Origin of the sequence: Undibacterium sp. KW1 (assembly GCF_009937955.1) — a bacterium.
Lineage (GTDB): Bacteria > Pseudomonadota > Gammaproteobacteria > Burkholderiales > Burkholderiaceae_D > Undibacterium.
The window spans coordinates 5,278,347-5,302,334 of record NZ_AP018439.1 but is presented as its reverse complement, the minus strand read 5'-3'; the positions used below and the strand labels follow the sequence as shown (position 1 = coordinate 5,302,334).

Here is a 23,988-nt window from a genome sequence, read left to right as displayed (position 1 = left end):
ATCAACATACAGGTGGAATCAGCATGCTGCACAATCAACACAATACGGCAAACATCTATATAGGCCTGATGTCAGGCACCAGCCTCGATGGCGTGGATGGTGTCATGGTGCGTCTGCCTGATCCAGTTGATGAAGCCGATGGAGTTGATCCAGGCATGCAGATCATTGCAACTGCCTATATCCCCTTTGACCCAGACTTGCGCCAGCAAGCCATGCGCCTGCAGCAGGCCAGTGACAATGAACTGCATCATGAGGCACTGCTGGCAAATGCACTCGCCAGCACCTATGCCGCTTGCGTCAAAAAGCTGCAGGCATGTGCGCCGGAGCAAACTGTGCATGCCATAGGTGCGCATGGCCAGACTATCCGGCACAGGCCAGAGCTAGGCTACACCCGTCAGACCAATAACCCTTCTTTGCTGGCAGAGTTGACGGGGATAGATGTTATCGCTGACTTCCGCAGCCGTGATGTCGCCGCCGGAGGTCAGGGCGCACCCTTGGTGCCCGCCTTTCACCGTGCCGTATTTGGCCGCGCGGGTGCTTCCAGCGTGGTTGCCAATATCGGCGGCATCAGCAATATCAGCGTGCTCGCGGCAGATGGCAGTACCCGTGGTTTTGATACCGGCCCCGGCAATGTATTGATGGATGCCTGGGTGCTGCAACATCAGGGTAAAAGCTATGATGCCAATGGTGACTGGGCAGCACAGGGCGCAGTCATACCAACCCTCCTGGAAAGCCTGATGGACGAAGCTTATCTGCGGATGCCACCACCCAAAAGCACGGGGCGTGATTTGTTTCATCCCGCATGGCTGCAAGGCAAGCTGGAGGGATTCGAGGCTGCATCGCCTGTCGATGTGCAGGCAACTTTATGTGAGTTTACCGCATTGACGCTGGCTAATGATATTGCCCGCCATGCTGCCGATGCCGCCCATGTTTATGTCTGCGGTGGTGGTGCTCTCAATCACCAGCTCATGCAGCGCTTGCAGGCTCTTCTGGCAGCGCAATCCTGCCCTGCCGTTGTCAGCAGCACTGCGGTGCTCGGTGTCGCACCTGAACAGGTAGAGGCCCTGGCCTTCGCCTGGCTGGCACAGCGCTTTTGCCTGCGTTTGCCGGGCAATCTGGCGGATGTGACGGGGGCCGCTGGCGGGCGAATTTTAGGTGCCCTTTACCCCGCGTAGTTTAGCAGGGTGCGCCGTGCACACCGTAGTCACGCGTGTAAATCCATGCGTGCAAATATAGGCAGGCAGGTGCGCACAGCGCACCCTGCAAAATCGCAGGCGACAGTCAATCCCAAGTTTCTATACAATGGCAAATCAATACTGATACGTTGAGATTGCTTTATGACGCAACTGATTTATGTCGCCGACCCCATGTGTTCCTGGTGCTATGGGTTCGGGCCAGAATTGCTGGCTTTTCTTGATACTGTGCCGCATGCCAAAATTGATTTGATTATGGGCGGTTTGCGCGCCTATAACAAACAAGTGCTGGATGATGCTACGCGCACTTCCATCATGGGGCACTGGCAGCAGGTAGCAGAACGTAGTGGCCTGCCTTTTAGCGATAGTGCCATGCCACAGCCCGGCTTTGTGTATGACACCGAACCAGCCTGCCGTGCAGTGGTGACTGCGCGCACGCTGACTGACGATGATACCGGGCGATCTGCACTGGCCGTCTTCCATGCGGTACAGCATGGTTTTTATGCGCAAGGGCGTGATGTGCGTGATCCGGCAGTCTTGTCTGAACTTGCCGTCGCTGCGATGAACAAGGTCGAAGGTGAGGGCAGTTTTGATGTGGCCAGCTTTGCCGAAACCCTGGTGTCACCCATGGCCATGTCAGATGCCCGCGAGCATTTTGAGCAGGCAAAAAACTGGGGAATACGAGGCTTTCCGGCGCTCTTGCTCGTGCATGAAGGTGCTCTACACATGCTCGCTTCTGGCTACACCACGCGTGATGATCTGATCTCTACTTTCCAGGCACTGACACAACAATGACAAATAGCATGACCCCACATTTACAGATTGCCCCTATCGCTCCAAATGGCCCTGAATTTTCCCGCATCGTACTTGGCCTGTGGCGGCTCGCCAGTTGGCAGATGACAGCACAGCAAAGAGTGACTTTTCTTGAGAAGGCGCTGGCGCTTGGCATTAACACCATAGACCAGGCAGATATCTATGGCAATTATGAGAGCGAGCAATTGCTCGGTGAGGCGATAGCGCTGGCACCGCATCTGCGTGACAAGTTCCAGTTCGTCAGCAAATGTGGCATCAAGCTGGTGTCTGATAATCGCCCTGCCCATGGCATGCAGCATTACGATACCAGTGCCGCACACATCATTGCGTCGGCAGAACAATCATTGCGTGCGATGCAAATAGAACAGCTTAATCTATTGCTGATACACAGGCCAGATCCGCTCATGGATGCCGATGAAATCGCCGGTGCCTTCCAGCACCTGCAGGACAGTGGCAAGGTCAGGCATTTTGGCGTGTCAAATTTCACCAACAGTCAATTTGAATTGCTGGCATCCCGCTTCCCGCTGGTGACCAATCAGGTTGAATTATCGCTGCTGCATATGCAGCCCCTGCACGATGGCACGCTGGATTTGTGTCAGCGCCTGCGCATTGCACCGATGATCTGGTCGGCCCTTGGCGGTGGCAGCCTGTTCCGTCCCCTGCATGAGCAGGACGAACGTGGCCAGCGTATCAGCACTGTGCTGGCCCGCATTGCTGCAGAGCTTGATAGCAGCCCCAGTACCATTGCCCTTGCCTGGATTTTGCAACATCCATCCCGGCCACTGGTGCTGACAGGTTCAGGCCGTATCGCCGCGATTGAAGATGCAGTCAATGCTACTGCCATCAAACTCAGCCGTGAACAATGGTTTGCCCTGTGGTGTGCGTCTGCGGGCAAAAACGTAGATTAGTCGGGATTGTCAGGCACTGATTGATCAGTTTGTTGATCAACCAGCCTGCCAAACAGCCATATTGTTGCCTTGTGTAAAGTCATTTGTCGCTTTTTGCGAGCAAGGCCGCAATTTCTGTTTGAATCGATAAATGTTGGTATATTATTACCTTTCTGGCCGCTAAATCTGGTCTGGCCCGTTTCGTGATGTGATTGCAGAAGGACAGGATTTGTGACTGTTTTTCAATTCATCCGCAGTAATTTCATGGTTAGCTCTTCGGCACCTGGGGAAACCCACCAGTGGCGTGAGCAGGTTCTGTCGGCCATCCTGTTTTTTGTACTCGCACTTGGTGGCGCAACAGCCATACCCAGCATCGTGCTGGCCATCAGTGAAAACCTGTGGTCAGTCGTCGTGGTGGATATTTTTGCCCTGGGCTGGGTTGCCACGATCTGGCGCCTGCCTTTTTTGAGTTATCAGCAACGCGCCTGGAATTTTTTGCTTTTCCTGTATCTCCTCGGTGTCTGGTTCCTCATCAAGGTCGGCCTGACTGGCTTGATTTATTTACTGGCATTCCCGGTACTGACCTCGTTGCTGCTGAACATGCGGTTGTCCATGTATGCGCTGGTGCTGGCTTCAGTGAGCTTGCTGGGGGTGGGCTATATCTCTGATTCCAATTTGCATGTTTATGGCTTTGATTCCCACCCCTTCATGCAACTGGTGGTGGTGACCATCAATTTCAGTTTTATCACAGCCGTTATGTCCATTTCTTGCAGCGTGTTGTTGCATAGGCTGGATAGTTCTCTTGAACATCAGCATGTCATCGCTGCTTCATTGCAACACGGGCAATCTTCATTAAAAGCAGCGAACGAAGAATTGCGCCTGATTGTTGCTGCCGTGGCGCGCCTTAATGACATCGTCATGATCATCAAGGTCGATATTGATGGCGCAGGGAAACGCCGTCTCAAGATCGTCTTCGTCAATGACGCCTTCGTGCGCCAGACTGGTTTTAAAAGTGAGGATGTCATCGACAGGTCCCCGGTTTTTTTGCAAGGGCCGCGCACCCAGGTAGATGAAGTCGATAAACTCAACCAGGCATTGCTGTCTTATGAATCGGTTCATATAGAACTGATTTGCTACACCCACGATGGCAGTGAATTCTGGATGGAGGCCGACGTGGTACCGCTGGCCGACGAACACGGTCTGTTCAGCCACTGGGTTGCTACCGGGCGCGACATCAGTGACCGCAAAAAAGCCCAGGAACATATACACAGGCTGGCTTATTTCGATGTGCTGACAGGCTTGCCGAATCGCCGCCTCTTGCTGGACCGCATGAGCATACTGCTGGCCACCGCCAGACGCAGCAATATGGTCAGTGCAGTGCTGTTCATCGATCTCGACCACTTCAAATACATCAATGATGCGCGCGGCCATGCCGTTGGCGATGCCTTGCTGAACCTGGTCGCGCAAAGACTCTCCAGCAGCCTGCGCGAAGTCGATACGGTGGCCCATATAGGCGGTGATGAATTCGTCGTCATGCTCTGCCATATCTCGAATAATGCCGCAGCAGGTGCTCACGCCGCACAGGCCGTGGCTGAGAAAATCCGCCATTCGATCTCACAGTTTTTTGACATCAATGGCCTGCAATACAGCACGACCTGCAGCATAGGCGTGACCCTGTTGCCAAGAGAAAACCAGAATTCGCACGACCTGCTGCGTGAAGCAGATACCGCCATGTACCGCGCCAAGAGCAGTGGCCGCAACCAGATCGCTTTTTATGAAACCGGCATGCAGACCGAGGTCGAGCAAAGGCTGACCATGGAAAGGGAGTTGGGCGAAGCCATCTCGGGCGGGCAACTGTATATGTATATCCAGGCCCAGGTTGACAGACTGGGCAAGCCGGTTGGTGGTGAAATGCTGATGCGCTGGATACACCCTGAGCGTGGATTTGTGTCACCCGCGCTGTTTATCCCAGTGGCAGAAGAATCCGGCATGATCTTGCGGCTCGGTGACTGGGTGCTGGAACAGGGCTGCCTGGCCCTGCTGCAATTACAGGCGGCAGGCTGGGACATCCCGCTGTCTGTCAATGTCAGCCCCAAGCAATTCCGTCAGCCAGATTTTGTAGAAAAAGTCAGGCGCGTCTTACGCTACACTGGCGCGCCGCCATCACGCCTGATCTTTGAAGTGACAGAGGGCCTGCTCATTGATAACCTGCAAGACACCATCGCCCGCATGCTGGAATTGACGACGCTGGGCATACGTTTTTCCATCGATGATTTTGGTACCGGCTATTCCAGCCTGGCTTACCTCAAACGCCTGCCTTTGTATGAACTCAAGATAGACAAGAGTTTTGTTCACGATACGCCGGGTGATGCGAATGGCACGGCCATCGTGCAATCGATATTGTCGATGGCATCCCACCTGGGTTTGCGTGTAGTGGCAGAAGGGGTGGAGACCAAGGAGCAGGCAGAATTTTTGATCGCCAACGGTTGCGCATCCATGCAGGGCTTCTTGTTCGCCCGCCCCATGCCACTGGACAAATGGCTGGCCCTGCAAAAACAGATAGAGCAACCGGGGCAGGAAAGCAGCAGGGTGGTGTAGCGCAGACAGTTTTGCGGTGCACATAGGCTAGTTTTAAACGTAGCCGTGTTGTGGGGCGCATTACAATGCGCCCTACGGTTTTCTCATTACCCAAGTCCCGGTGATTGATTAGCCTGAGCAAATTGCTGGGTGCGCCGTGCGCACCATCGCATGCAGCAAACTATAAACTCAAGGAGGCGTGTCCGTGTCTCAAACGGTGCGCATGGCGCACCCTACAAAACATAGCACTAAGCCTGCTGATAAGTTGCCTGCATCCAGTCTATGAAAAGCGCTACCTCGGGCCGTATATTTGCCTGGGCCTCATGCACCAGGTAATAGGCATGCGGTGGCGTTGCCAGTTGCGTATCAAACACACGCACGACCTCACCCCGGTTGATCATCTCCTGGGCAAAATGCTGGCGTGTCAGGCCTATGCCATGGCCATGCTTGACTGCTTCCAGCAACAGGCCCAGGTCATCGATGCGCAAGCCTGTCGTTGGTTCTGGCCAGTCCAGTCCGGCCACTTCAAACCATGGCTGCCAGGGTTCCAGGGCAGACCGCAAGAGTCTGGCATGACGCAGGTCTGCCGGTGTCTGTATCGACGGCAAAGATTTCAGGTAAGCCGGGCTGGCGACGGCAAAGCTGGGTTCAACAAATAATTTCTTGGTGACCAGATTAGGATATTCGCCAGCACCAAAACGCACTTCTACATCACTTTCTGACAAGCTCAGATCATATAGCGGCACAAACAGATAGACTTCAATTTCTATATCGGGATACTGGTGCATGAATTCAGCCAGGCGCGGCATGAACATATAGCGCGCAAAGGTAGGCGGCACCGTCACCTTGACGCGCAACTGACTTTGCGTGATCTTGTTTGGCAGCGGGAAATCAGACAAGGTGCGCAAGGCTACCCGCACCACATCAAGGTAACGGCGACCAAACTCAGTCAGCGTGACACTGCGCCCTTCACGTACAAAAACGCGCTCGCACAAATGTTCTTCCAGCAGACGTATGCGGTGCGACAGTGCAGAAGGTGTGATGCACAATTCCTCTGCCGCGATCGCAAAAGAACTATGCCGCGCCGCAGCCTCAAAAGCAGATAATGCATGTACCGGTGGTAATCGTGTTGCCATACTCTTCCTGATTTGTTTTATGTAGCGTACTCAAGCACTCGTTAAGAGATCACCCGTAAATCCGGTTGTCGCAATAAAAGACAAAGAGGAATTCTGTATATCCTTTGCTTGCTTTTCTCGGTGCTTACTTTGTGATTCAGTGTCTCTATGGTGAGTGGTTTTTTACCAAATTGAATACTGTCTCGATTTATTCTTCAGCCTCATCCCACGCAATAATTTTGCCCGGGTTTAAAATATTCTTGGGATCAAATGCATGCTTGAGCATACGCATCATGCGTATTGCATCTGCCCCATGTTCTTCTATCAAAAATCCCATCTTGTGTATGCCCACGCCATGCTCACCCGTGCAGGTGCCATCCATGGCAATCGCCCGCGTCACCATGCGCTGGTTGATGGATTCTGCCACCGCAATTTCATCCGGGCTGTCCGGATCTACCAGCATCAGCACATGAAAATTACCATCGCCGACATGGCCTATGATGGAATAGGTAATGCCATGGTTTTCACAATCTATCTGGGTCTCACTGATACATTCAGCCAGGCGTGAAATCGGTACGCAGCAATCGGTAGAAATAGAACGTGAACCTGGCCGTAATTGCAGCAGCGCAAAATAGGCATTATGCCGCGCAGCCCACAGGCGGCTGCGGTCTTCTGGCCTGGTCGCCCATTCAAAATCACCGGCACCATTGGCTGCTGCTATCTCCTGTACCAGCTCAGCCTGTTCCTTGACGCCATGCTCAGTACCATGAAATTCAAACAGCAGCAAAGGCTTGACTGGCAAATTCAGCTTGTCATGCGCATTGATGGCACGCACGCCATTCGCATCCAGAAATTCTACCCGCGCAATTGGCACGCCCATCTGTATGGTCTGGATAACGGTATTCACCGCATCGGCATTATCAGGGAAGCTGCACACCGCAGCCGAGATGGCTTCCGGCAAGGGATAAAGTTTGACGGTGACTTCAGTGATAATGCCCAACGTGCCTTCACTGCCGACAAACACCCGCGTCAAATCGTAACCGGCAGATGATTTCTTGGCACGCGAACCCGTACGTATGATGCGGCCATCTGCTGTCACCACCGTCAGCGCCATAACGTTTTCACGCATGGTGCCGTAGCGCACCGCGTTTGTGCCGGATGCCCGCGTGGCTGCCATGCCACCCAGGCTGGCATCAGCACCAGGGTCTATCGGGAAGAACAGGCCGGTGTCGCGTATCTCGGTATTCAGTTGCTTGCGTGTCACGCCAGCCTGCACGGTAGCGGTCAAATCCTCGGCATGCACAGCCACCATCTTGTTCATCTGTGACAAATCTATCGTCACGCCGCCATGCAGGGCCAGGATATGGCCTTCCAGCGAAGAACCGGCACCATAGGGGATCACTGGCACATCATGCGCATGACACAGTCTGACGATCTCTGCGACCTCTTCGGTGCTCTGGGCAAATACCACCGCTTCTGGCGGCATGGGGTCATACGAAGACTCATCGCGGCCATGATGCTCGCGCACTGCCAGGGCAATGCTGCAACGGTCTTCCAGCAAGGCTTGCAGAGCATGCAGCAGGCCAGCGGGCAGGGGCTTTCTGACATTCGCCAAAATGGCAGGATGGTTCATTATGCGGTCCGTACAGGTAGTGGTGACCTCTATTATGCTGTGTCCTGCCAGATTTTGCCGTAAGCTTTCCAACTTCCTGCCTTATTTTATTTGCCAGCAGCAATGCGTGTACAAATATTGCCTGTTCGGCAAGCAGTACTTTGCAGTGCTACTTCAGCCCAGTTGTATGGACTGCGCCTTGGCATCAGTCAGTTTGAATAGCAAATCTTCCAGAGCCGCCTCCGAGACAGAACCCAGGTCTATGCTGACTTGCAGGGCTTCATCTTCCTGCGTAATGCCTGACATGAAATGCACGACCCCATACAGGCCTTCGGCATTTTTGGCATTGTTATCCTCAGCATCAAACCAGGCCATGAACCAGTCTGCGAGGATAGCCTCTGCAGGCTCAGGCGCAAGGCCGCTGATCTGCAGGGGCAGCCAGTCCCAGGTAAACGGAGTGATGCTTACTTCAGTACCAGACATGCCAAAGCCAAAGGGCTCAAATTCCAGCTGGGTTTTGGCATCCACCGTGTGCGACTGACCGGCATATTCACCCTCTAACGGTATCCAGTCTGCCCGGCAGGGCAAGGCCGGGCTGCCTTCCAGAGCGAGTGCACCATCGGCATTGCGGTAGGCCGGTTCAACGTGGGCATTAACCTGATTGATGGCCGCAGTCAGCACGGCAACATAAGAAGCGCGTATCGCGGCGAATAATTGTATAAGTGTCATGGCGAGATTATATTGATACGCGGCAAGCAGGGCAATCTTGGCGAGTGTCCAAGCACCAATACCAGCTATGATGTGCATGCTGCACAGCGCTGTGCATAATGTATCCAGGCAGATTTTGCCGTATCCTTGCACACTTCCTTATTTATTTTTCACTTAATTTATTTGCCATGGGTAATCGACTCTCAAAAATCGCAACACGTACCGGCGACAAAGGTACGACCGGCCTCGGTGACGGCAGCCGCGTCGCCAAAGACGCCCTGCGCGTGCACGCCATGGGTGACGTGGATGAACTCAATTCCCAGATCAGCGTCCTGCTGTGTGAAGACATGCCAGAGCAGATGAAGCAGGAATTGTTTTCCATCCAGCACGACCTGTTCGACATGGGCGGCGAACTCTGCATCCCCGGCTACACCATGATCACCGATACCCAGGTAGAAAGGCTGGACTCCCTGCTCGAGAAATACAATGCCGACCTGCCACCATTAAAAGACTTCATCCTGCCAGGAGGCTCCCGCGCCGCCGCCATCGCCAACGTCTGCCGCACCGTCTGCCGCCGCGCCGAACGCGCGATAGTCAGCGTCGGCAATGCCGAGACCATCAATGACGCACCAAGGCAGTATATGAACCGCTTGTCGGACTTGCTGTTTGTGTTGTCGCGGGTGTTGAACTGGTATGCGGGGGGATCGGATGTGTTGTGGGAAAAAGATAGGACGAGATGATGCAATGAATTTTGAGATGGGTTTTGCCTATAAGTAAAAGGTATGAATTAATTTTTCGAATGCGTATTTGCGATAAGTTACCTCGGTGACTTGATTAAATAATTGCTTTTTTTATATTTTTAAAATAAGCTATATTTTGATAAAAGTAAACTATTGAAATTGTGTGTGCGTAAAAAAGGTAATTATGAAAATCGATTCGGCAATAGCGGCATCATTGAGAAATATAGCTAGTCACGGCGATACTGATATTTTCCCATTCCCATTTGAAAATTTCGTTTTCTATGACAAACCTAAAGAATCAAAAGCAGTTTTAACGGCTATTCACACTAATTTTTATAATCAAATTGCGATGTCTCCGCCTGAGACCATGCCTACCTTGGCACAAGTCGGATATACAGGATTTAGATGGGCAACATTAATTGACCCTTTTTGGAACGCATATTACTTGGCCTTAGTAATCTCTTTGGCTCAAAAAATTGAGGATCAACGAATTCCAGAAGCGCAAAATGTAGTCTTCTCTTATCGTTTTAATTGGCAAGATGATGAAGCTAAAATCTTCAAAGACAGCACTTGGAATGATTTTAGGAAACAATGTTTAAAGTTGAGTGAAGATTATCCTATTGTCGTCCAAACTGATATCTCTGATTTTTATCCGCGTATTTACCATCATCGAGTAGAAAATGCTCTTAATCGACTTCCTGAGGTTGGTGATACTCCGAAGCGAATAATGGCTCTCTTGAATTCATTTTCAAAAAATGTGTCATACGGTCTTCCAGTTGGAGGACCAGCTTCTCGTTTACTCTCAGAATTAGCGTTAAATGGAGTTGATACTTTATTGGTTCGAAAAGGAATAAAATTTTGTAGATATGCGGATGACTATGCAATTTTCTGTGAGGATAAAAGTGATGCATATCGAATTTTAGTTTTTTTATCTGAAAAACTTATGAACGAAGGGCTTGTCCTTCAAAAGAAAAAAACACGTATTATTTCTGCTGATGAATTCCGACAAACTGCACAACTACTTGACCCAGCGGATGCCAACGAAAAACTAGCAACAGAGGAGCAAAAGTTGCTGAATATTTCGCTCCGATTTGACCCATATTCGCCAAATGCGGAAGATGAGTATGAAGAGTTAAAAGATGCGATTGAGCAAATTGACATAATTGGAATTTTAGGTAGGGAGATCGGGAAAACAACGATTGATTCAGTCGTTGCTAAACATGCAGTTCAAGCGGTTTTAGCATTGAATAATAAACAGCAAGAGCTTGCTGTTGAAATGCTTTTGGAATATAACAATTTGATGACACTTGCTCCCGTTTTTGTAACTGTGATGCGAGTTGTTAGAGAAATTTACTCTAAATCGAATCCACTTTTTCAAACAAAAATAGATGAAATATTGTGTGAACTATCGAGCAAAAAATCACCTCTTCTCTCTGTAGAAGTTAACTTATCCTATTACATTAGGGCACTTAGCGGAAATCGAACTTTGCGCAAGGAGGAAATTCTTTGTGAGGTTTTTGATAATATTTCTAATCCTATGATACGTCGGTTGATAATGTTGATTATGGCCAATTGGAATTGTCACTATTGGCTTACAGATATAAAAAATAGATACGGATCCATGTCCCTATTTGAGAGACGTGCTTTTATTATTTCTTCTTACTCACTAGGAGATGAAGGGAAGCATTGGAGGGAAAATACAAAATCTAATTGGGGTGAGCCTGAGTTGCTAATTCGCGATTGGTACTCGGCTAGGTTTCAAAAAAATAAAAGTGCGCCAGTATGATTTCTGAGAGATCATTTTCCCGCGCTTTTCATTCTTTTTGGAGCGAACTCCTTCCTTTGCTCACACCTCAATTTGTTTCGCTATTTAATGAAGCATATCAAAAAATTCTATGCGATCGTAGTCGAAGAGAATTAGTTCCTATTCTGGTTAAGCCTGGTACTAAGCGCCTTGATATCATTGCAGAATTCGCTTTTCGCCTTGCACAACTCGCAAATCAAAATGGTCTAAGCATACAGGATGCTTGGTGTCAGGCACCTATCGTTGCCGATGCTCAGAAGCTAGCGTTTCAATTAATTCAAAGGTATGACGGTAATCAAGCAATTGTAAGTGCGCCATTGTCAGAAATGGAAATGGCTGACGGCTTTCTATTATGTAGTCGCTATGATGCATTATTTGCCGCATTTCCAGAAAGTGAAAATATAGAGTTTTGCCCGAAATTTAGTGGATCTGGGTTTTTAAACTCTTGTGAAGGTGATATAGGGATAGGAACTGCATTAATAGAAGTTAAGACAACTACCCGGAGAGCATCAGGAAGCAACATCAAGCAATTAATATCCTACTTGGCACTTGATGCAAATACTGGGAGAAGAAAATGGTCGCATATCGGACTTTTTAATCCTAGACGCGGCACTTTTCATTATGCAGAAATTGATCCACTCATTCTACGGCTTTCAGGAGGAAAGCCAAGTTCTGATGTTTTAGCTGAACTGATCAAATTTGTTGAGGCAAATGAGACAAGGATAGATCACACTTTTTAAGTGTGACAGTACGGTATGGAATCCTTAAAGTCAGTTACCTCATCTGAACAGCGCACAGGTGCGCCGTTCAGCAAATCACCTTACTGCATATGCCACCCATGACTAACCGTAATGGATTGGCCAGTCAATGCATTGGTGCCAAAGGCCGCGAGGAATAGCGCGGTTTGGGCGACGTCTTGTACGGTCGTGAATTCGCCATCGACTGTTTCTTTCAGCATCACATTCTTGATGACTTCTTCTTCTGTGATGCCTAGTTCTTTTGCCTGTTCCGGGATTTGTTTATCGACCAGTGGGGTACGGACAAAGCCAGGGCAGATGACGTTGGCGCGGATATTGTTTTTTGCGCCTTCTTTGGCAACGGTTTTTGCCAGACCGATCAGGCCGTGCTTGGCGGTGACGTAGGGGGCTTTCAGTGGGGATGCTTCGTGCGAATGGACGGAGCCCATGTAGATCACGCTGCCGCCTTTGCCGCCAGCGATCATGGAACGCATGCAGGCGCGGGTGGTGAGGAATGCGCCATCCAGATGGATAGCGAGCATTTTTTTCCAGTTATCCAGGCTCAGATCGACCAGGGGGCTGATGATTTGTATGCCTGCATTGCTGATCAGGATATCGATATTACCGTAGGCAGCCACTGCATCAGCCACGCCTTTATCGACCTGTGTTTCGTCAGTCACATTCATGGCCACAGCCATGGCGGTACCGCCGGACGCTTCGATTTCTTTAGCGGTGGCTTGTGCTGCTTCGAGTGCCATGTCGGCGATGACGATTTTTGCGCCTTGCTTGGCGTATTCTATGGCGATTTCTTTGCCTATGCCGCTGGCAGCACCGGTGATGAGGGCGACTTTATTATTGAGTAGCATGTGAATTCCTTTATTTGGTTATGACTTGCTTATTTCCTGGTGGGGGCGAGGTAATCATGGGCGACTGTACCGTAAGGTAAAGTCAGGTCAGACAGGATATGCACTGCAGATAAAACTTCGAGTACTGGCAAACCAGCGACAGGGGCCAGCGCGTGTGGGTGTAGGTCCAGCGCACCCGGGCCACCCCAGGCACCTTTGATAGTGATGTCAGTGAGCTGATACTGCACCAGTTCGCAGATGCGCGGTGTGCCATCGACATGGGGGATGATTTTTAACAAGAAATTAGGTACTTCCATGCTTGCCTTGACGGCGGCATGATCGAGTTGCGTGTGCTTGAAACCCATGGTGCCAGTGGCGATGCGGAAATCGCTATAGTCCAGCGTGCCAACCAGGGTGTCTTTGTGGACCCGGAGTTCAGGATCACCCAGTTTTTTAGGAAAACCCCACAGCTCACGCCCAGCCGCAATTGGTGGGTGATCATTCAGATACATGCTGTGCACATAAGCGCCATGCACACCATCAAATGTCACCGGGATGACCTGGCCGGATTCACAATAATGCCCAAAACCTGTGGAGTCTGGCATATTGATGAACTCAAACTTGACGACAGGTTCTGCCAGCTTCAAAGGGGCGGGGATGATTTTTTCCAGCAGATCAGGGTCAGTGCGGTAGGTGATGATCAGGTATTCCCTGTCGGTAAAGCGGTAGGGCCCGGGTGGAAAGGCTGAATTCGAATAAGGCATTGCAAAGGCGTTACGGCGGATTTCATCTTCTGTCATTTCTTTTCCTTGGCTAATGCGTGGGTGAGGGGAATGCAGACGGCTAATGAAGACTACAGGGGATGACTCAGCGTTGCGCTTATGGTTCCGTAAATTCCTGCTCCGGGGTCGGTAATCCTCAGACCCATAGGCTTATAGATATAGCCATATGTGCATAAAAAAAGTGGGCTTATCTGTTTTTTAATGCATATATATGAATTTGCCAGGAAAACTAATGTGTATCAATTTGCAGGCGGTGGGCGCAGTGGCGTCCGATAGCATCCGGCAGCAGACACTTGAATTGACTGGTAAAGTGCATATATAGCTTGGCATATCGGTGCACAAGCCCCTGGTTTAACGCGCCATCAATTGGATAGCTGTTACAGTCCACTGGCCTGACAGCAGAAAGAAATATCATGAGTAAAGAAATCAGAATCGACTTCGTTTCGGACGTGTCATGCCCCTGGTGCATCATTGGCCTCAAATCACTGGAAAAAGCAATTGATCAGATAGGTGATGATGCCAAAGTGGATTTGCACTTCCAGCCCTTTGAATTAAATCCCAAGATGGTGCCGGAAGGGCAGGACATTGCAGAACATCTGGCAGAGAAATACGGCGCGAGTCAGGAGCAGACCGCCAAGAACCGTGAAATGATACGGGCCCGTGGTGCAGAGCTGGGTTTTGAGTTCAATATGGCGACGCGCAGCCGTATTTATAATACCTTTGATGCACACCGCCTGCTGCATTGGGCAGAAACGCAGGGCCGCCAGCATGCGCTGAAGGTAGCGCTGTTTGAACTGTATTTCAGCAAGGGTGAAAGCCCGGCTTCGCACGAGGCTTTGCTCCGGGTAGCGGGTGAAGTAGGGCTGGATACGGCGGAGGCTGCGCGCATCCTGGCATCTGATGCTTATGCTGCCGAGGTACGTGAGACTGAGACTTTCTATCACCAGCAAGGCATCAATTCGGTACCGGCGATTATCATCAACGAGCGCCACCTGATTTCGGGCGGCCAGCCGCCAGAAGTATTTGAACGGGCGCTGCGCCAGATAATGACGCAGGAATAAGCTGCAACAGGAATAAACTGTAGCAGGAGAAAAAAGCAGGGGCAATCCCATGCTTTTTTTGAAGGCTATTCAATCACCCTTGAAGTTACGGGGGGATGAATAGCTGAATGCTTGCCTGGGGCTACTCCCAGGCGGCATCGCACTCCTGCTTAAGGCGTGATCTCCAGCGATTGCAAGAACTTGTCCGCCACTTCTGCGGCCTTTTTATCTTGCGGCGCATGACCTGCCTGCTGCATGTAGATAGTATGCGGGGCCACGTAGGCGCGCAAAACAAAATCCTGATTCTCAAGCCTGCCTTTGACCTGCTTGCCTTTCAGGTTTGAATTGGGCAGGTCTATATCTTTCCAGCCGCCATCGCTATCGAGCAAAAACTTGTTAACAAAGCTTCTGCGCATATTGTCCAGCATGGTGTTCAGGTAGGCGGTTTCATAACCTGGGGCCGATCCATCATCCTGGCGAAACTCCAGTACGCCGAGCATGAGCGTGCTACCGCCAGCTTCCATCGTGTAAGTGGTGCGCTTATAGGGTGCACCCTTACGGTCGGGCATGGTTTCTTCAGTTTTTTCTGGCGTGCCTGCCGCCCAGAATTTGACGTGCTTGTCATCCGTCGTCACTACCTGCCCGCCTGCATCTGCTGCCTGCGCGTGTCCGCAAGATAGCGCACCTAGCAGGAGGATGGCTGACCAGAGTCGTTTGGAATGTATATGCATACTGGTTTCCTTTAAAAATTCCTGGAGTATTGTGGCAGTGTCGTCTTTGCGTGATTTCTATCCACACAATGCACATGTAAAAACTGCGGTGCAATGATTATATTGATGTAGTGCACCTAGTTCAAATACCAGGCGATCAGCGGCAATGCTGGGCGATGTATGGTTGCCGGTGCGCTTTCGTGGCGGACCGGCGCAAAACAATCTCGCGCAGGTGTTCGATCTGGACGGTGATGGTAATCTCGAACAGTGGTGGGCTGAAGTGTTCGATATTTGTGTTGGTGACGCTAGCGACAGAAAGCGTCGCGCAGATTGCAGTGCAACATCGGCTGACATGGGTGAGGTCAGTGGCGACAGCCTGACTTATTTCGTCCACTCTCCAAAAACCGCGGCTGCAAAGATAATTGTGCAGCCAGCAGTTAAAAAAGGCGGTAGTCGATGATGCTGCATATTCTGCATATGTTGCAGAGGCGAGACTTGAGCCTCAGACCCGCAATGTTGCCCAGTTTGGCGAGATGCAGGAAGATACGCTGGAGGACAAATTGCAGAAAGGATTTGTCATAGTCGAGATTAAGGCCGTGGACACTATGGGCATTTAATCGTAAGAGTATTCTTCATATGCCATGCATTGTTCCAAGTTGATTGTCGAGACAATTTCTTCCAGCCTTTTTAGCGGATCGTCGCCTTCCTGATACCAGTATAAAACTACAAACAGCCTGCGATTTGCCGGCCATTCCGGCGACCGGACTAATTTTGCATACCAATATTCCTTGTCAGGCCAGACATTATAATCGGATGGCATATCCCGCAACTCTTGTGTCAGGTCATCCATGCCCGGGAAGTGATGGCCAGGCTGCTCAGTAGTACGGCGCATTCGCGCCTGCCGCAGCTTTCTGAGCAGAAAAGGTGTTGCTTCCAGTAGCCCGGAAAATGAATCTACGCCATGAATGGACTCAAGCGTGGCAGTAAAACCTGCCTTGTCAATCAATAGTCTCAATGGATTTCCTTACAGTGTTGAGGATGCTCTATCTATAATATCTGCACCCTGATTTACTTCACTCTTCAGAGCATAGTGAATATGAGTGTCATGCCACCATTAGCGAAAAAGACTGCTTGCCAGCAGTCTTTTTGTTGTTGAGCATCAGCGTCGCAGGTTTTTTTAATCGAACCTGGCGCGGATTGATTTCTCTATACCCGCAGCATCCAGCCCGCATTGCGCCAGCAGCAAACCTGGGTCGCCGTGATCGACAAAGCGGTCTGGCAGGCCCAGTATCAGCAGGGGCTTGTTGATACCTGCTTCGGCAAGTGCTTCAGCCACTGCTGAACCTGCGCCACCCATGGTGCAGCCTTCTTCGACGGTCACCAGTTCATCATGGCTGGCGGCCAGGGATTTGAGCAATTCCACATCCAGCGGTTTGACGAAGCGCATATTTGCGAGCGTCGCATCTAGTTGTTCCGCCGCTTGCAGTGCGGGGTGCACGAGAGAGCCAAATGCCAGAATCGCGATGCGCTTGCCCTGGCGTTTGATTTCGCCTTTGCCCAGGGGGATGGTATCGAGGTCTTTGCCTGTTGGCACACCTATGCCAGCACCGCGCGGGTAACGTACTGCTGCAGGGCCGTGGTATTGATAGGCTGTGCTCAGCATCTGACGGCATTCGTTTTCATCGGATGCGGCCATGACGACCATGTTAGGGATGCAGCGCAGATAGGCCAGATCATAATTACCGGCATGGGTTGCACCATCGGCGCCAACCAGGCCGGCGCGGTCTAGGGCAAAAGTCACGTCCAGGTTTTGCAGGGCGACGTCATGGATCAACTGATCATAAGCGCGCTGCAAAAAGGTGGAATAAATCGCGACGACAGGCTTCAAGCCTTCACAAGCGAGGCCAGCGGCAAAGGTGACGGAATGCTGTTCAGCAATGCCGACATCGTAATAACGCTTGGGGAATTGTTTTTCAAATTCCACCATGCCCGAGCCTTCGCGCATGGCCGGTGTAATGCCGACGAGTTTTTGGTCCGCCGCTGCCATATCGCACAACCAGTTGCCAAATACCTGGGTATAGCTTTGTTTGGCCGGTGCGCTTGCAGGCTTGATACCTTCCGCCGGGTTGAATTTGCCCGGGCCATGGTACAAAACGGGATCAGCTTCAGCCAGTTTATAACCCTGGCCTTTTTTGGTTACCACATGCAAAAATTGCGGGCCTTTAAGGTTGCGGATGTTTTGCAGTGTCGGTATCAGCGAATCAAGATCATGGCCATCGATAGGGCCTATGTAATTGAAACCGAATTCTTCAAACATGGTGGCCGGTACTATCATGCCCTTCGCATGTTCTTCAAAGCGCCTGGCGAGCTCCAGCACAGGTGATGGCAAGACCGATTTGCCGACATTGCGTGCGGCCGCATAAAACTTGCCTGACATCAGGCGCGCCAGGTAGCGGTTTAGTGCACCCACAGGTGGCGAGATAGACATGTCATTGTCATTCAGCACGACAAGCAGATTGATATCATCATGTACGCCAGCATTATTCATGGCTTCAAAAGCCATGCCCGCCGTCATCGAGCCATCGCCGATGATGGCAACAGCGTGGCGGTCTTCACCCTTGGTGCGGGCGGCCAGTGCCATGCCCAGCGCGGCAGAAATCGAGGTCGATGAGTGCGCGGTGCCAAAGGTATCGTATTCACTTTCAGTACGACGCGGGAAACCGGAGATGCCATTCAACTGACGCAGGCTATGCATCTGGTCACGACGGCCTGTCAGAATCTTGTGTGGATAGGTCTGATGGCCGACATCCCATACCAGCCTGTCTTCTGGCGTGTTGAAGACGTAATGCAGGGCGATGGTTAATTCCACCGTGCCCAGGTTCGACGACAAATGGCCGCCCGTCTTGGAAACGGAGTCAAGCACGTATTGACGCAATTCATCGGCCAGCGGCTTGAGTTGGCTGCGCGTCATGCTGCGCAGGTCAGCGGGGGAATTAATGGTGTTTAATAAAGTCGTCATTGTTCTTTTTCATTACTTGGCTAAACGCCTCTGATTGTCTGCCATGTATTAACTGGTCGATGGTCAGAGCTGCTATCGCATACCTGCATTGTATTACTGTCCGTGCTTACTTCTGTCTGACTACTACTCTTTGGCAAAACTCTCTGCCAAATTTATTGTTCGCTTTACTATTTTTACTGCTGTGGTGCGCACGGCGCACACTCCTAACCTTGTCTATCTGCATGAACTGATCTTGCGCAGATGGATTCCAGCCTGCGCTGGAATGACGTGATTACTGTTAGCCTTAATTACTGCTGCCCGTAGGGTGCGCCATGCGCACCGCTTGCTTGATTGCAGGCTTAACTACGATGGTGCGCATGGCGCACCCTACAACATCAACTACAGCCTGACATCAAGCCTGGCGTTGCACGATCAAATCTGCCAAGTCGTGCAATAAACTGGCCTTGTCACCAAAATTGCTCAGTGCTGCATGCGCATCATGGCATAGTTGCGTGGCTAATGCGCGTGAAGCTTCCAGGCCCATGAGGCTGACAAAGGTGGGCTTGTTATCTGCCGCGTCCTTGCCTGCCGTCTTGCCCAGAGTGGCAGAATCTGCCGTTGCGTCGAGCACATCATCTACCACCTGGAAAGCCAGGCCTATCGCGGCAGCATAGCTATCCAGCGCTGCAGTTTCATCTGCAGCGAGGGTTTTGCCACACATGGCCCCTAATAATACAGAAGAGCGTAGCAGGGCACCGGTTTTCAGCCTGTGCATCTGCTCCAGTTGTTCACGGTTCAGGGCGACACCGACGCTGGCCAGATCAATCGCCTGTCCGCCACACATGCCGACCGAGCCGGCAGCACGTGCCAGCAATTGCAGCATGGCCAGTTTGGCGCTGGCATCACCTTCACCTTCAGACAAGACCAAAAAGGCCTGTGCCTGCAAGGCATCGCCGACCAGCAGTGCGGTTGCCTCATCATATTTGACGTGCACTGTAGGTTTGCCACGGCGCAGGGCATCGTCGTCCATGCAGGGCATGTCGTCGTGTACCAGCGAATACGCATGGATCATTTCTACTGCAGCAGCAGCCCGGCTCAGCAAGGCGGCAGGCGCATCAAACAACTGGCCTGCTGCATATACTAATAGAGGACGTACCCGTTTGCCGCCATCCAGGGTCGCATAACGCATGGCGGCATGCAATTGCTGCGGGACTGTATTTTCGTCCGGCAAAAACTGTTTCAGGCTGGTTTCGCACTCTGCCTGGGTTTGTCGCATCCAGTTACCAAATTGTTCACTCATGCTCATTCCTCATTGCCTTGATTGCCACCCTGATTGCCAGAGTCGGCAAAAGGTTTGAGCATGCCAGCTTCCAGTACCTTAACTTGTTGCTCTACTTTTTCTAGCTGGGATGCACAATATTTCACCAGTTCAGAACCGCGTTGGTAAGCACTTACAGAGGCTTCAAGCGGCAGCTCGCCTGCTTCCATGCTGTTGACGAGCTTATTGAGCTCAGCCATCGCATCTTCAAAGGACAGACCCTCCAGATGGGCGGGAACAGCTAGATTTGCAGTTGATTGTTTTTTTGTCATAAAGAAATGTTTGTTTCGCGCCGTTAACAAAAAAAAGTGAAACCAAACGTAAAAATCGGCGTGAAAAGCAAGGTAAACAGAGTTCAACCTGCTATTTTAGAGCAATACCGAGAAATTTACTGTTTATTGCAATGATGGCAATCAATTTTAAGGGATGTGCTCGGAGCTGTTGCTGTTTTGAAATTTGTTCTGAAGCTATGCTTAAATTTTGCAGAAATTGCGTTTCAAACATTTCCATGTGGAAATTAGCGGTATATAGTTCGTTCATCCAGTTTGATTAATTCTTGTGCAGATTAGCTGTTTTCCAACTATCTTAGAGCAAAGAACATACACCGCAAAAGAAACTGTAATTGTGTCATGACTTTGTCTTAATTCTTTGCAATTGTAATGTGCGATTTGCACTATAGTATTACTTGGATAAATTTTCTTACTTTTATTGTTCTAATTTCAGTTTGAACAAAATAACCTGATTCTCTTGTCACCATGTCCACGCCAGCCAACCTGCCCAAGCCTACCGGTACTGTTCTACAGTCCCGCGATGCCGTCTTGCGCGGTCTGATTCCGCTGGCGAATCATTTGGTGGCATCCCAGTTAGATGCATTCTCTGCCCGCCTGGCAAATGCCTTCCTCGCCTTGTCTGAGCAAAGCATGGATGCGCGCGAAGCAAACCTGAGCTTTAACGCCGGGCAATTGCTCAAAAAAAATGGCTATGCCTTTTTCTACCTGACATCGGCTGGATTTGAAGCTGCTTTCCGCAAGGAAATCGAGGCTCTCCTGCAAGGTGTCAAAATCGTCGCGAGCAATGCCGACGTCGCCCTGACGCTGGTCACTTACGAAGAGATGGACAAAAAACTGGCCCTGAGCAGGGCTGGCCGCACACTGGAACTCGATAGTGCCGAGCAGTATGCCGCATTGAATATGCGTTTTGCCCACTTGATGGAGCATGATGCACTGAGCATTGCGCAAAATCCTTTCCGTCCAGAGATTTTCCTGCACACCATTTATTCTGCCTGGTGTGAGTTTGATCCAGAGGTAAACACCCATGAGCTGGTGTTGCCACTGTTGCGAGCCGACATACTGTTCGATCTGGAACCAATTTTAAATGCCCTCAATGAAGCATTGATTGCCAAAGGCATTTTGCCCGACTTGCACGAGTCCTTCCGCATACGCCGTAGCCGTAATTCAGAAAAGCGCAAAGAAGCAGCCCCTGGCGATATCTCGCAAAAACTCAGAAACCTCTTGTCTGGCAATGCCCAGGCTGGTGCCGCGAATGAAGCAGGTGGCCATGCTGACGGCGGACATGGCGGTGCTGGTGGCATGAGCGCAGGCGGTGGTTTTGCTGGTGGTGGCTCGGGTGGCTCAGGCAGTTCAGGTAATTTCGGCGGTCACCAAGGTGGTGCAGGCCAGATGGGCGGTGCATCGGAAGGTGCTGGTGGCTCTACCCCTTATTCCGGTTTTGCCCAGTCGGGTGAGTCACAGACAGTGGCGCGTGCCGAGCTGTTCCAAAAACTCGCTGAGCTGCAAAAGAGTGTCAAGCTGCAGCAGATGATGGCCGGTGCGCAAGACGTATTGCGCCTCTCGCAAATGCGCGAGCAAATGCCGGAAATTGCCAACATCGCCAACACCGGTATAGAAAAAAATACCCTGGATTTGCTGTCACAAGTATTTGACAGCGTGTTCCGCAATCAGGCCATTCCTACCCAGATCAAGGAATTGATCTCAGTCCTGCAGATACCTGTCCTCAAGGCCGCCTTGATGGACAAGGAATTCTTCTTCCAGGAAAATCATCCGGCCCGCCGCCTGGTAGATTTGCTGTCGCGTTATAGCCTGGCCTGGGATCAGAAAAAAGGTCAGCAAGATCCCCTGTTCCAGACCATGCAGCGCAACGTCCATCGTGTGCAGCAAGAGTTTGACCAGGAAGTCGCTTTGTTTGATGAAGTCGTCAACGATCTCGAATCTTTCATCCAGAAAGAAGAGAAAGAAGCGGCCGAGGCATTGCAACTGCCGATCAAGACAGCGCTTAAAAAAGAAAAAGTCAAACAGGCTGGCATCGCCGCCACCCACGAGGTGTCCTTGCGCGTGGGTACTGGTGAAGTCGTCGCCTTTGTTGAAACTTTCCTTGAAGACCGCTGGACCAAGGTGCTTACTCTGGCCTATAGCGTCAAGGAAGAAAAGCCCTATGCTGTTGAAGACGCCATCAAGACCATGGATGACCTGATCTGGAGCGTCAAGCCCAAGATCACCCTGCAACAGCGGCAGGAATTATTGAACCGACTGCCTGCGATTTTGGCCCGCCTGAACAAATGGCTGAGCCTGATCAAGTGGGAAGATGCCGACCGTGTGCAATTCTTTGCTGACCTGGCAGAATGCCACGCCTCCATCGTCCGTGCACCACTAGACCTGTCACCAGAGCGTCAGATTGAAATCGCTGTCGAAGTGGCACAGCAAGCTGCCGAACGCAGAATAGCAAAACGTGCAGAAGCAGAAGGCAAGGCCGAAGCCGAACCTGCACCGCCACCAGATGAACACGTCGATACCGTCACCGAACTCGAACGTGGCGTCTGGCTGGAATTCACCAAGAAAACCGGTGGCACCACCAAGGTCAAACTCGCCTGGGTCAGCCCCATGCGCAGCTTGTACATCTTCACAACCGGTGACAAGGAAAAAACCTTCCAGGTCACTGCCGAAGAACTTGAACAAACCTTCCGCGAAAAACGCGCGAAGATACTCGAACTCGACCGCGTCGTCGATCGCGCTTTGACCGAAGCTCTGGAAAATACGCCAGATGAGCAAGAGGCTGAAGAAGAGATGAGTCTGGTTTGATTTTCGTTTCTGTATTGCAGAGCTAAGAGTACAGGCAATTCATCTGATATAAAGTGCCTGTAAGTTGTGGCTAAGCTTGTTCAAAGCGGCACACTCAACGTCCCAGCTGTGTTTTTTCCTCTATTTTTTCCAACCGTAAGCATAAGTTTTCACACTCCAGTTTCAAGTCGCTCCAGGCAGTTTGGTCATTTGCGGAAGAATAAAGAATAGCTTCGAGCTTATCATCTTCATCAATAAATTTTTCAAGTCTCCGATTGTTGTTGCCCCCCTTATTTTGCCAGCGAAAAAGTGCATTGACGGCGTCAGTTGATGCGCGCTGTCTTTGGTCTGGAAATGGAGTTTCCTCTCGACTAAATTGCCAATGTGTTAGGCTCGGTGTTGTCGGCTGAGTGATTAAACAGAGCTGGGAATCAAGAGCTCTTAGTGCTTCGTATGTGGTTTCTATTTTTGTTGGATGGGATATATCAACTATCCTATTTACAGATTGAGGTGACAAGTTCATCCGTCTTGCCAGATCGGCAGCTCTGACGTTTTGTTTTATCATTTCATTGAGAAGTAAAACCTTTGACCAGGTTTGCAAATGAATCTCAATAATTTGCTCGCCGTCCATTAATGTGGATGGCATTGGCACAGCTCGCTTATTTTGAAGATAATTTTTCATTGAGCAAACAAGAGCTTCGCCTGCTAGAAATATTGCACTGTCTTCGCAATCACCATTTGCAATTGCCTCGGGAATGTCTCTGAATGTGACTTGAACATACCCGTTTTTGTCTTCGGAAAATTTTGCTGGATATCTCATTTTTGCCTCCAATGTCTATATAAAGACGCAATGAAATTCCGCGAATCTGCTATTGCGCAGATTAATTATAAACAAAATTGTTTATATAGTGTGATAAACATAAACAAAATTGTTTGTATTTTGGTTTTGTTGGCCGCAAATAGCATATTTGTTTATCAATGGACGAGCGTTGGGCTGGTGAAACGTAGCCCAACCTACGAAGTTTCGTCTATTTG

21 protein-coding genes are annotated in these 23,988 nt (G+C 50.6%); 10 read left to right on the top strand and 11 right to left on the bottom strand.

Going from position 1 to position 23,988, the window contains the following annotated elements:
* The first annotated feature begins 23 nt into the window (after positions 1–23).
* The 4 genes from UNDKW_RS23835 to UNDKW_RS23820 all read left to right on the top strand — a co-directional run bounded on the left by UNDKW_RS23835 (position 24) and on the right by UNDKW_RS23820 (position 5,491).
* A complete protein-coding gene (locus UNDKW_RS23835; RefSeq protein ID WP_162060778.1) occupies positions 24–1,175 on the top strand; it encodes an anhydro-N-acetylmuramic acid kinase in 1,152 nt (383 codons plus the stop codon).
* 162 nt (positions 1,176–1,337) lie between these two features.
* Positions 1,338–1,988: a DsbA family protein gene (locus UNDKW_RS23830; RefSeq protein WP_162060777.1), complete on the top strand. Its 651-nt coding sequence runs from the start codon at positions 1,338–1,340 to the stop codon at positions 1,986–1,988.
* A gap of 8 nt (positions 1,989–1,996) precedes the next feature.
* Positions 1,997–2,914, top strand: a complete 918-nt coding sequence (locus UNDKW_RS23825) for an aldo/keto reductase family oxidoreductase (RefSeq protein WP_162060776.1) — start codon at positions 1,997–1,999, stop codon at positions 2,912–2,914.
* Between the two features lie 243 nt (positions 2,915–3,157).
* The gene (locus UNDKW_RS23820; RefSeq protein ID WP_162060775.1) at positions 3,158–5,491 is read left to right on the top strand and encodes a bifunctional diguanylate cyclase/phosphodiesterase; all 2,334 of its coding nucleotides are present in this window, start codon (positions 3,158–3,160) and stop codon (positions 5,489–5,491) included.
* A gap of 227 nt (positions 5,492–5,718) precedes the next feature.
* Here the strand turns inward: UNDKW_RS23820 and UNDKW_RS23815 are convergent, their stop codons facing one another.
* The 3 genes from UNDKW_RS23815 to UNDKW_RS23805 form a co-directional block, all read right to left on the bottom strand.
* Positions 5,719–6,606 (bottom strand): LysR substrate-binding domain-containing protein, encoded by an 888-nt coding sequence (locus UNDKW_RS23815; RefSeq protein ID WP_162060774.1) that lies wholly within the window; start codon positions 6,604–6,606, stop codon positions 5,719–5,721.
* A 187-nt stretch (positions 6,607–6,793) separates the two neighbouring features.
* The gene (locus UNDKW_RS23810; RefSeq protein ID WP_162060773.1) at positions 6,794–8,218 is read right to left on the bottom strand and encodes an FAD-binding oxidoreductase; all 1,425 of its coding nucleotides are present in this window, start codon (positions 8,216–8,218) and stop codon (positions 6,794–6,796) included.
* Positions 8,219–8,371: 153 nt separating this feature from the next.
* On the bottom strand, positions 8,372–9,004 hold the full coding sequence (locus UNDKW_RS23805) for a hypothetical protein (RefSeq protein WP_232063096.1): 633 nt from the start codon (positions 9,002–9,004) through the stop codon (positions 8,372–8,374).
* A gap of 89 nt (positions 9,005–9,093) precedes the next feature.
* Between UNDKW_RS23805 and UNDKW_RS23800 the strand changes: the two genes are divergently transcribed.
* From UNDKW_RS23800 to UNDKW_RS23790, 3 genes are all read left to right on the top strand, one after another.
* Positions 9,094–9,645 (top strand): cob(I)yrinic acid a,c-diamide adenosyltransferase, encoded by a 552-nt coding sequence (locus UNDKW_RS23800; RefSeq protein ID WP_162060772.1) that lies wholly within the window; start codon positions 9,094–9,096, stop codon positions 9,643–9,645.
* Positions 9,646–9,829: 184 nt separating this feature from the next.
* Positions 9,830–11,431: an RNA-directed DNA polymerase gene (locus UNDKW_RS23795; protein ID WP_162060771.1), complete on the top strand. Its 1,602-nt coding sequence runs from the start codon at positions 9,830–9,832 to the stop codon at positions 11,429–11,431.
* A complete protein-coding gene (locus tag UNDKW_RS23790; protein ID WP_162060770.1) occupies positions 11,428–12,189 on the top strand; it encodes a hypothetical protein in 762 nt (253 codons plus the stop codon). Before UNDKW_RS23795 ends, UNDKW_RS23790 begins: the two co-directional genes overlap by 4 nt.
* A gap of 80 nt (positions 12,190–12,269) precedes the next feature.
* Here the strand turns inward: UNDKW_RS23790 and UNDKW_RS23785 are convergent, their stop codons facing one another.
* Positions 12,270–13,052 (bottom strand): 3-hydroxybutyrate dehydrogenase, encoded by a 783-nt coding sequence (locus UNDKW_RS23785; RefSeq protein ID WP_162060769.1) that lies wholly within the window; start codon positions 13,050–13,052, stop codon positions 12,270–12,272.
* Positions 13,053–13,081: 29 nt separating this feature from the next.
* A complete protein-coding gene (locus UNDKW_RS23780; RefSeq protein WP_162060768.1) occupies positions 13,082–13,831 on the bottom strand; it encodes an acetoacetate decarboxylase in 750 nt (249 codons plus the stop codon).
* Between the two features lie 395 nt (positions 13,832–14,226).
* On the opposite strand from UNDKW_RS23780, the gene UNDKW_RS23775 reads away from it, so the two are divergent.
* Positions 14,227–14,874: a DsbA family oxidoreductase gene (locus UNDKW_RS23775; protein ID WP_162060767.1), complete on the top strand. Its 648-nt coding sequence runs from the start codon at positions 14,227–14,229 to the stop codon at positions 14,872–14,874.
* 149 nt (positions 14,875–15,023) lie between these two features.
* On the opposite strand, the gene UNDKW_RS23770 is transcribed toward UNDKW_RS23775, so the two are convergent.
* The gene (locus UNDKW_RS23770) at positions 15,024–15,584 is read right to left on the bottom strand and encodes a hypothetical protein (RefSeq protein ID WP_162060766.1); all 561 of its coding nucleotides are present in this window, start codon (positions 15,582–15,584) and stop codon (positions 15,024–15,026) included.
* A gap of 145 nt (positions 15,585–15,729) precedes the next feature.
* On the opposite strand from UNDKW_RS23770, the gene UNDKW_RS23765 reads away from it, so the two are divergent.
* Entirely contained in the window at positions 15,730–16,023 is a 294-nt protein-coding gene (locus UNDKW_RS23765; protein ID WP_162060765.1) for a hypothetical protein, read from the top strand.
* Between the two features lie 153 nt (positions 16,024–16,176).
* Here UNDKW_RS23765 and UNDKW_RS23760 read toward each other — a convergent pair whose 3' ends face one another.
* The 4 genes from UNDKW_RS23760 to UNDKW_RS23745 form a co-directional block, all read right to left on the bottom strand.
* Positions 16,177–16,578: a hypothetical protein gene (locus UNDKW_RS23760; RefSeq protein ID WP_162060764.1), complete on the bottom strand. Its 402-nt coding sequence runs from the start codon at positions 16,576–16,578 to the stop codon at positions 16,177–16,179.
* Positions 16,579–16,740: 162 nt separating this feature from the next.
* The gene (dxs, locus tag UNDKW_RS23755) at positions 16,741–18,582 is read right to left on the bottom strand and encodes a 1-deoxy-D-xylulose-5-phosphate synthase (RefSeq protein WP_162060763.1); all 1,842 of its coding nucleotides are present in this window, start codon (positions 18,580–18,582) and stop codon (positions 16,741–16,743) included.
* 391 nt (positions 18,583–18,973) lie between these two features.
* Entirely contained in the window at positions 18,974–19,867 is an 894-nt protein-coding gene (locus UNDKW_RS23750) for a polyprenyl synthetase family protein (RefSeq protein ID WP_162060762.1), read from the bottom strand.
* On the bottom strand, positions 19,864–20,151 hold the full coding sequence (locus UNDKW_RS23745) for an exodeoxyribonuclease VII small subunit (RefSeq protein WP_162060761.1): 288 nt from the start codon (positions 20,149–20,151) through the stop codon (positions 19,864–19,866). Before UNDKW_RS23745 ends, UNDKW_RS23750 begins: the two co-directional genes overlap by 4 nt.
* Before the next feature lie 483 nt (positions 20,152–20,634).
* Between UNDKW_RS23745 and UNDKW_RS23740 the strand changes: the two genes are divergently transcribed.
* A complete protein-coding gene (locus UNDKW_RS23740; RefSeq protein WP_162060760.1) occupies positions 20,635–22,974 on the top strand; it encodes a DUF1631 family protein in 2,340 nt (779 codons plus the stop codon).
* A gap of 94 nt (positions 22,975–23,068) precedes the next feature.
* Here the strand turns inward: UNDKW_RS23740 and UNDKW_RS30165 are convergent, their stop codons facing one another.
* A complete protein-coding gene (locus UNDKW_RS30165) occupies positions 23,069–23,773 on the bottom strand; it encodes a type II toxin-antitoxin system HicB family antitoxin (RefSeq protein ID WP_197893006.1) in 705 nt (234 codons plus the stop codon).
* Positions 23,774–23,988 lie beyond the last annotated feature (215 nt).

Excerpts from the sequence above, each read along its gene's own strand:
- UNDKW_RS23835 (WP_162060778.1), top strand. The coding sequence starts at position 24 with ATGCTGCACAATCAACACAATACGGCAAACATCTATATAGGCCTGATG.
- UNDKW_RS23830 (WP_162060777.1), top strand. The coding sequence starts at position 1,338 with ATGACGCAACTGATTTATGTCGCCGACCCCATGTGTTCCTGGTGCTAT.
- UNDKW_RS23825 (WP_162060776.1), top strand. The coding sequence starts at position 1,997 with ATGACCCCACATTTACAGATTGCCCCTATCGCTCCAAATGGCCCTGAA.
- UNDKW_RS23820 (WP_162060775.1), top strand. The coding sequence starts at position 3,158 with ATGGTTAGCTCTTCGGCACCTGGGGAAACCCACCAGTGGCGTGAGCAG.
- UNDKW_RS23815 (WP_162060774.1), bottom strand. The coding sequence starts at position 6,606 with ATGGCAACACGATTACCACCGGTACATGCATTATCTGCTTTTGAGGCT.
- UNDKW_RS23810 (WP_162060773.1), bottom strand. The coding sequence starts at position 8,218 with ATGAACCATCCTGCCATTTTGGCGAATGTCAGAAAGCCCCTGCCCGCT.
- UNDKW_RS23805 (WP_232063096.1), bottom strand. The coding sequence starts at position 9,004 with ATGCACATCATAGCTGGTATTGGTGCTTGGACACTCGCCAAGATTGCC.
- UNDKW_RS23800 (WP_162060772.1), top strand. The coding sequence starts at position 9,094 with ATGGGTAATCGACTCTCAAAAATCGCAACACGTACCGGCGACAAAGGT.
- UNDKW_RS23795 (WP_162060771.1), top strand. The coding sequence starts at position 9,830 with ATGAAAATCGATTCGGCAATAGCGGCATCATTGAGAAATATAGCTAGT.
- UNDKW_RS23790 (WP_162060770.1), top strand. The coding sequence starts at position 11,428 with ATGATTTCTGAGAGATCATTTTCCCGCGCTTTTCATTCTTTTTGGAGC.
- UNDKW_RS23785 (WP_162060769.1), bottom strand. The coding sequence starts at position 13,052 with ATGCTACTCAATAATAAAGTCGCCCTCATCACCGGTGCTGCCAGCGGC.
- UNDKW_RS23780 (WP_162060768.1), bottom strand. The coding sequence starts at position 13,831 with ATGACAGAAGATGAAATCCGCCGTAACGCCTTTGCAATGCCTTATTCG.
- UNDKW_RS23775 (WP_162060767.1), top strand. The coding sequence starts at position 14,227 with ATGAGTAAAGAAATCAGAATCGACTTCGTTTCGGACGTGTCATGCCCC.
- UNDKW_RS23770 (WP_162060766.1), bottom strand. The coding sequence starts at position 15,584 with ATGCATATACATTCCAAACGACTCTGGTCAGCCATCCTCCTGCTAGGT.
- UNDKW_RS23765 (WP_162060765.1), top strand. The coding sequence starts at position 15,730 with ATGCTGGGCGATGTATGGTTGCCGGTGCGCTTTCGTGGCGGACCGGCG.
- dxs (WP_162060763.1), bottom strand. The coding sequence starts at position 18,582 with ATGACGACTTTATTAAACACCATTAATTCCCCCGCTGACCTGCGCAGC.
- UNDKW_RS23750 (WP_162060762.1), bottom strand. The coding sequence starts at position 19,867 with ATGAGCATGAGTGAACAATTTGGTAACTGGATGCGACAAACCCAGGCA.
- UNDKW_RS23745 (WP_162060761.1), bottom strand. The coding sequence starts at position 20,151 with ATGACAAAAAAACAATCAACTGCAAATCTAGCTGTTCCCGCCCATCTG.
- UNDKW_RS23740 (WP_162060760.1), top strand. The coding sequence starts at position 20,635 with ATGTCCACGCCAGCCAACCTGCCCAAGCCTACCGGTACTGTTCTACAG.
- UNDKW_RS30165 (WP_197893006.1), bottom strand. The coding sequence starts at position 23,773 with ATGAGATATCCAGCAAAATTTTCCGAAGACAAAAACGGGTATGTTCAA.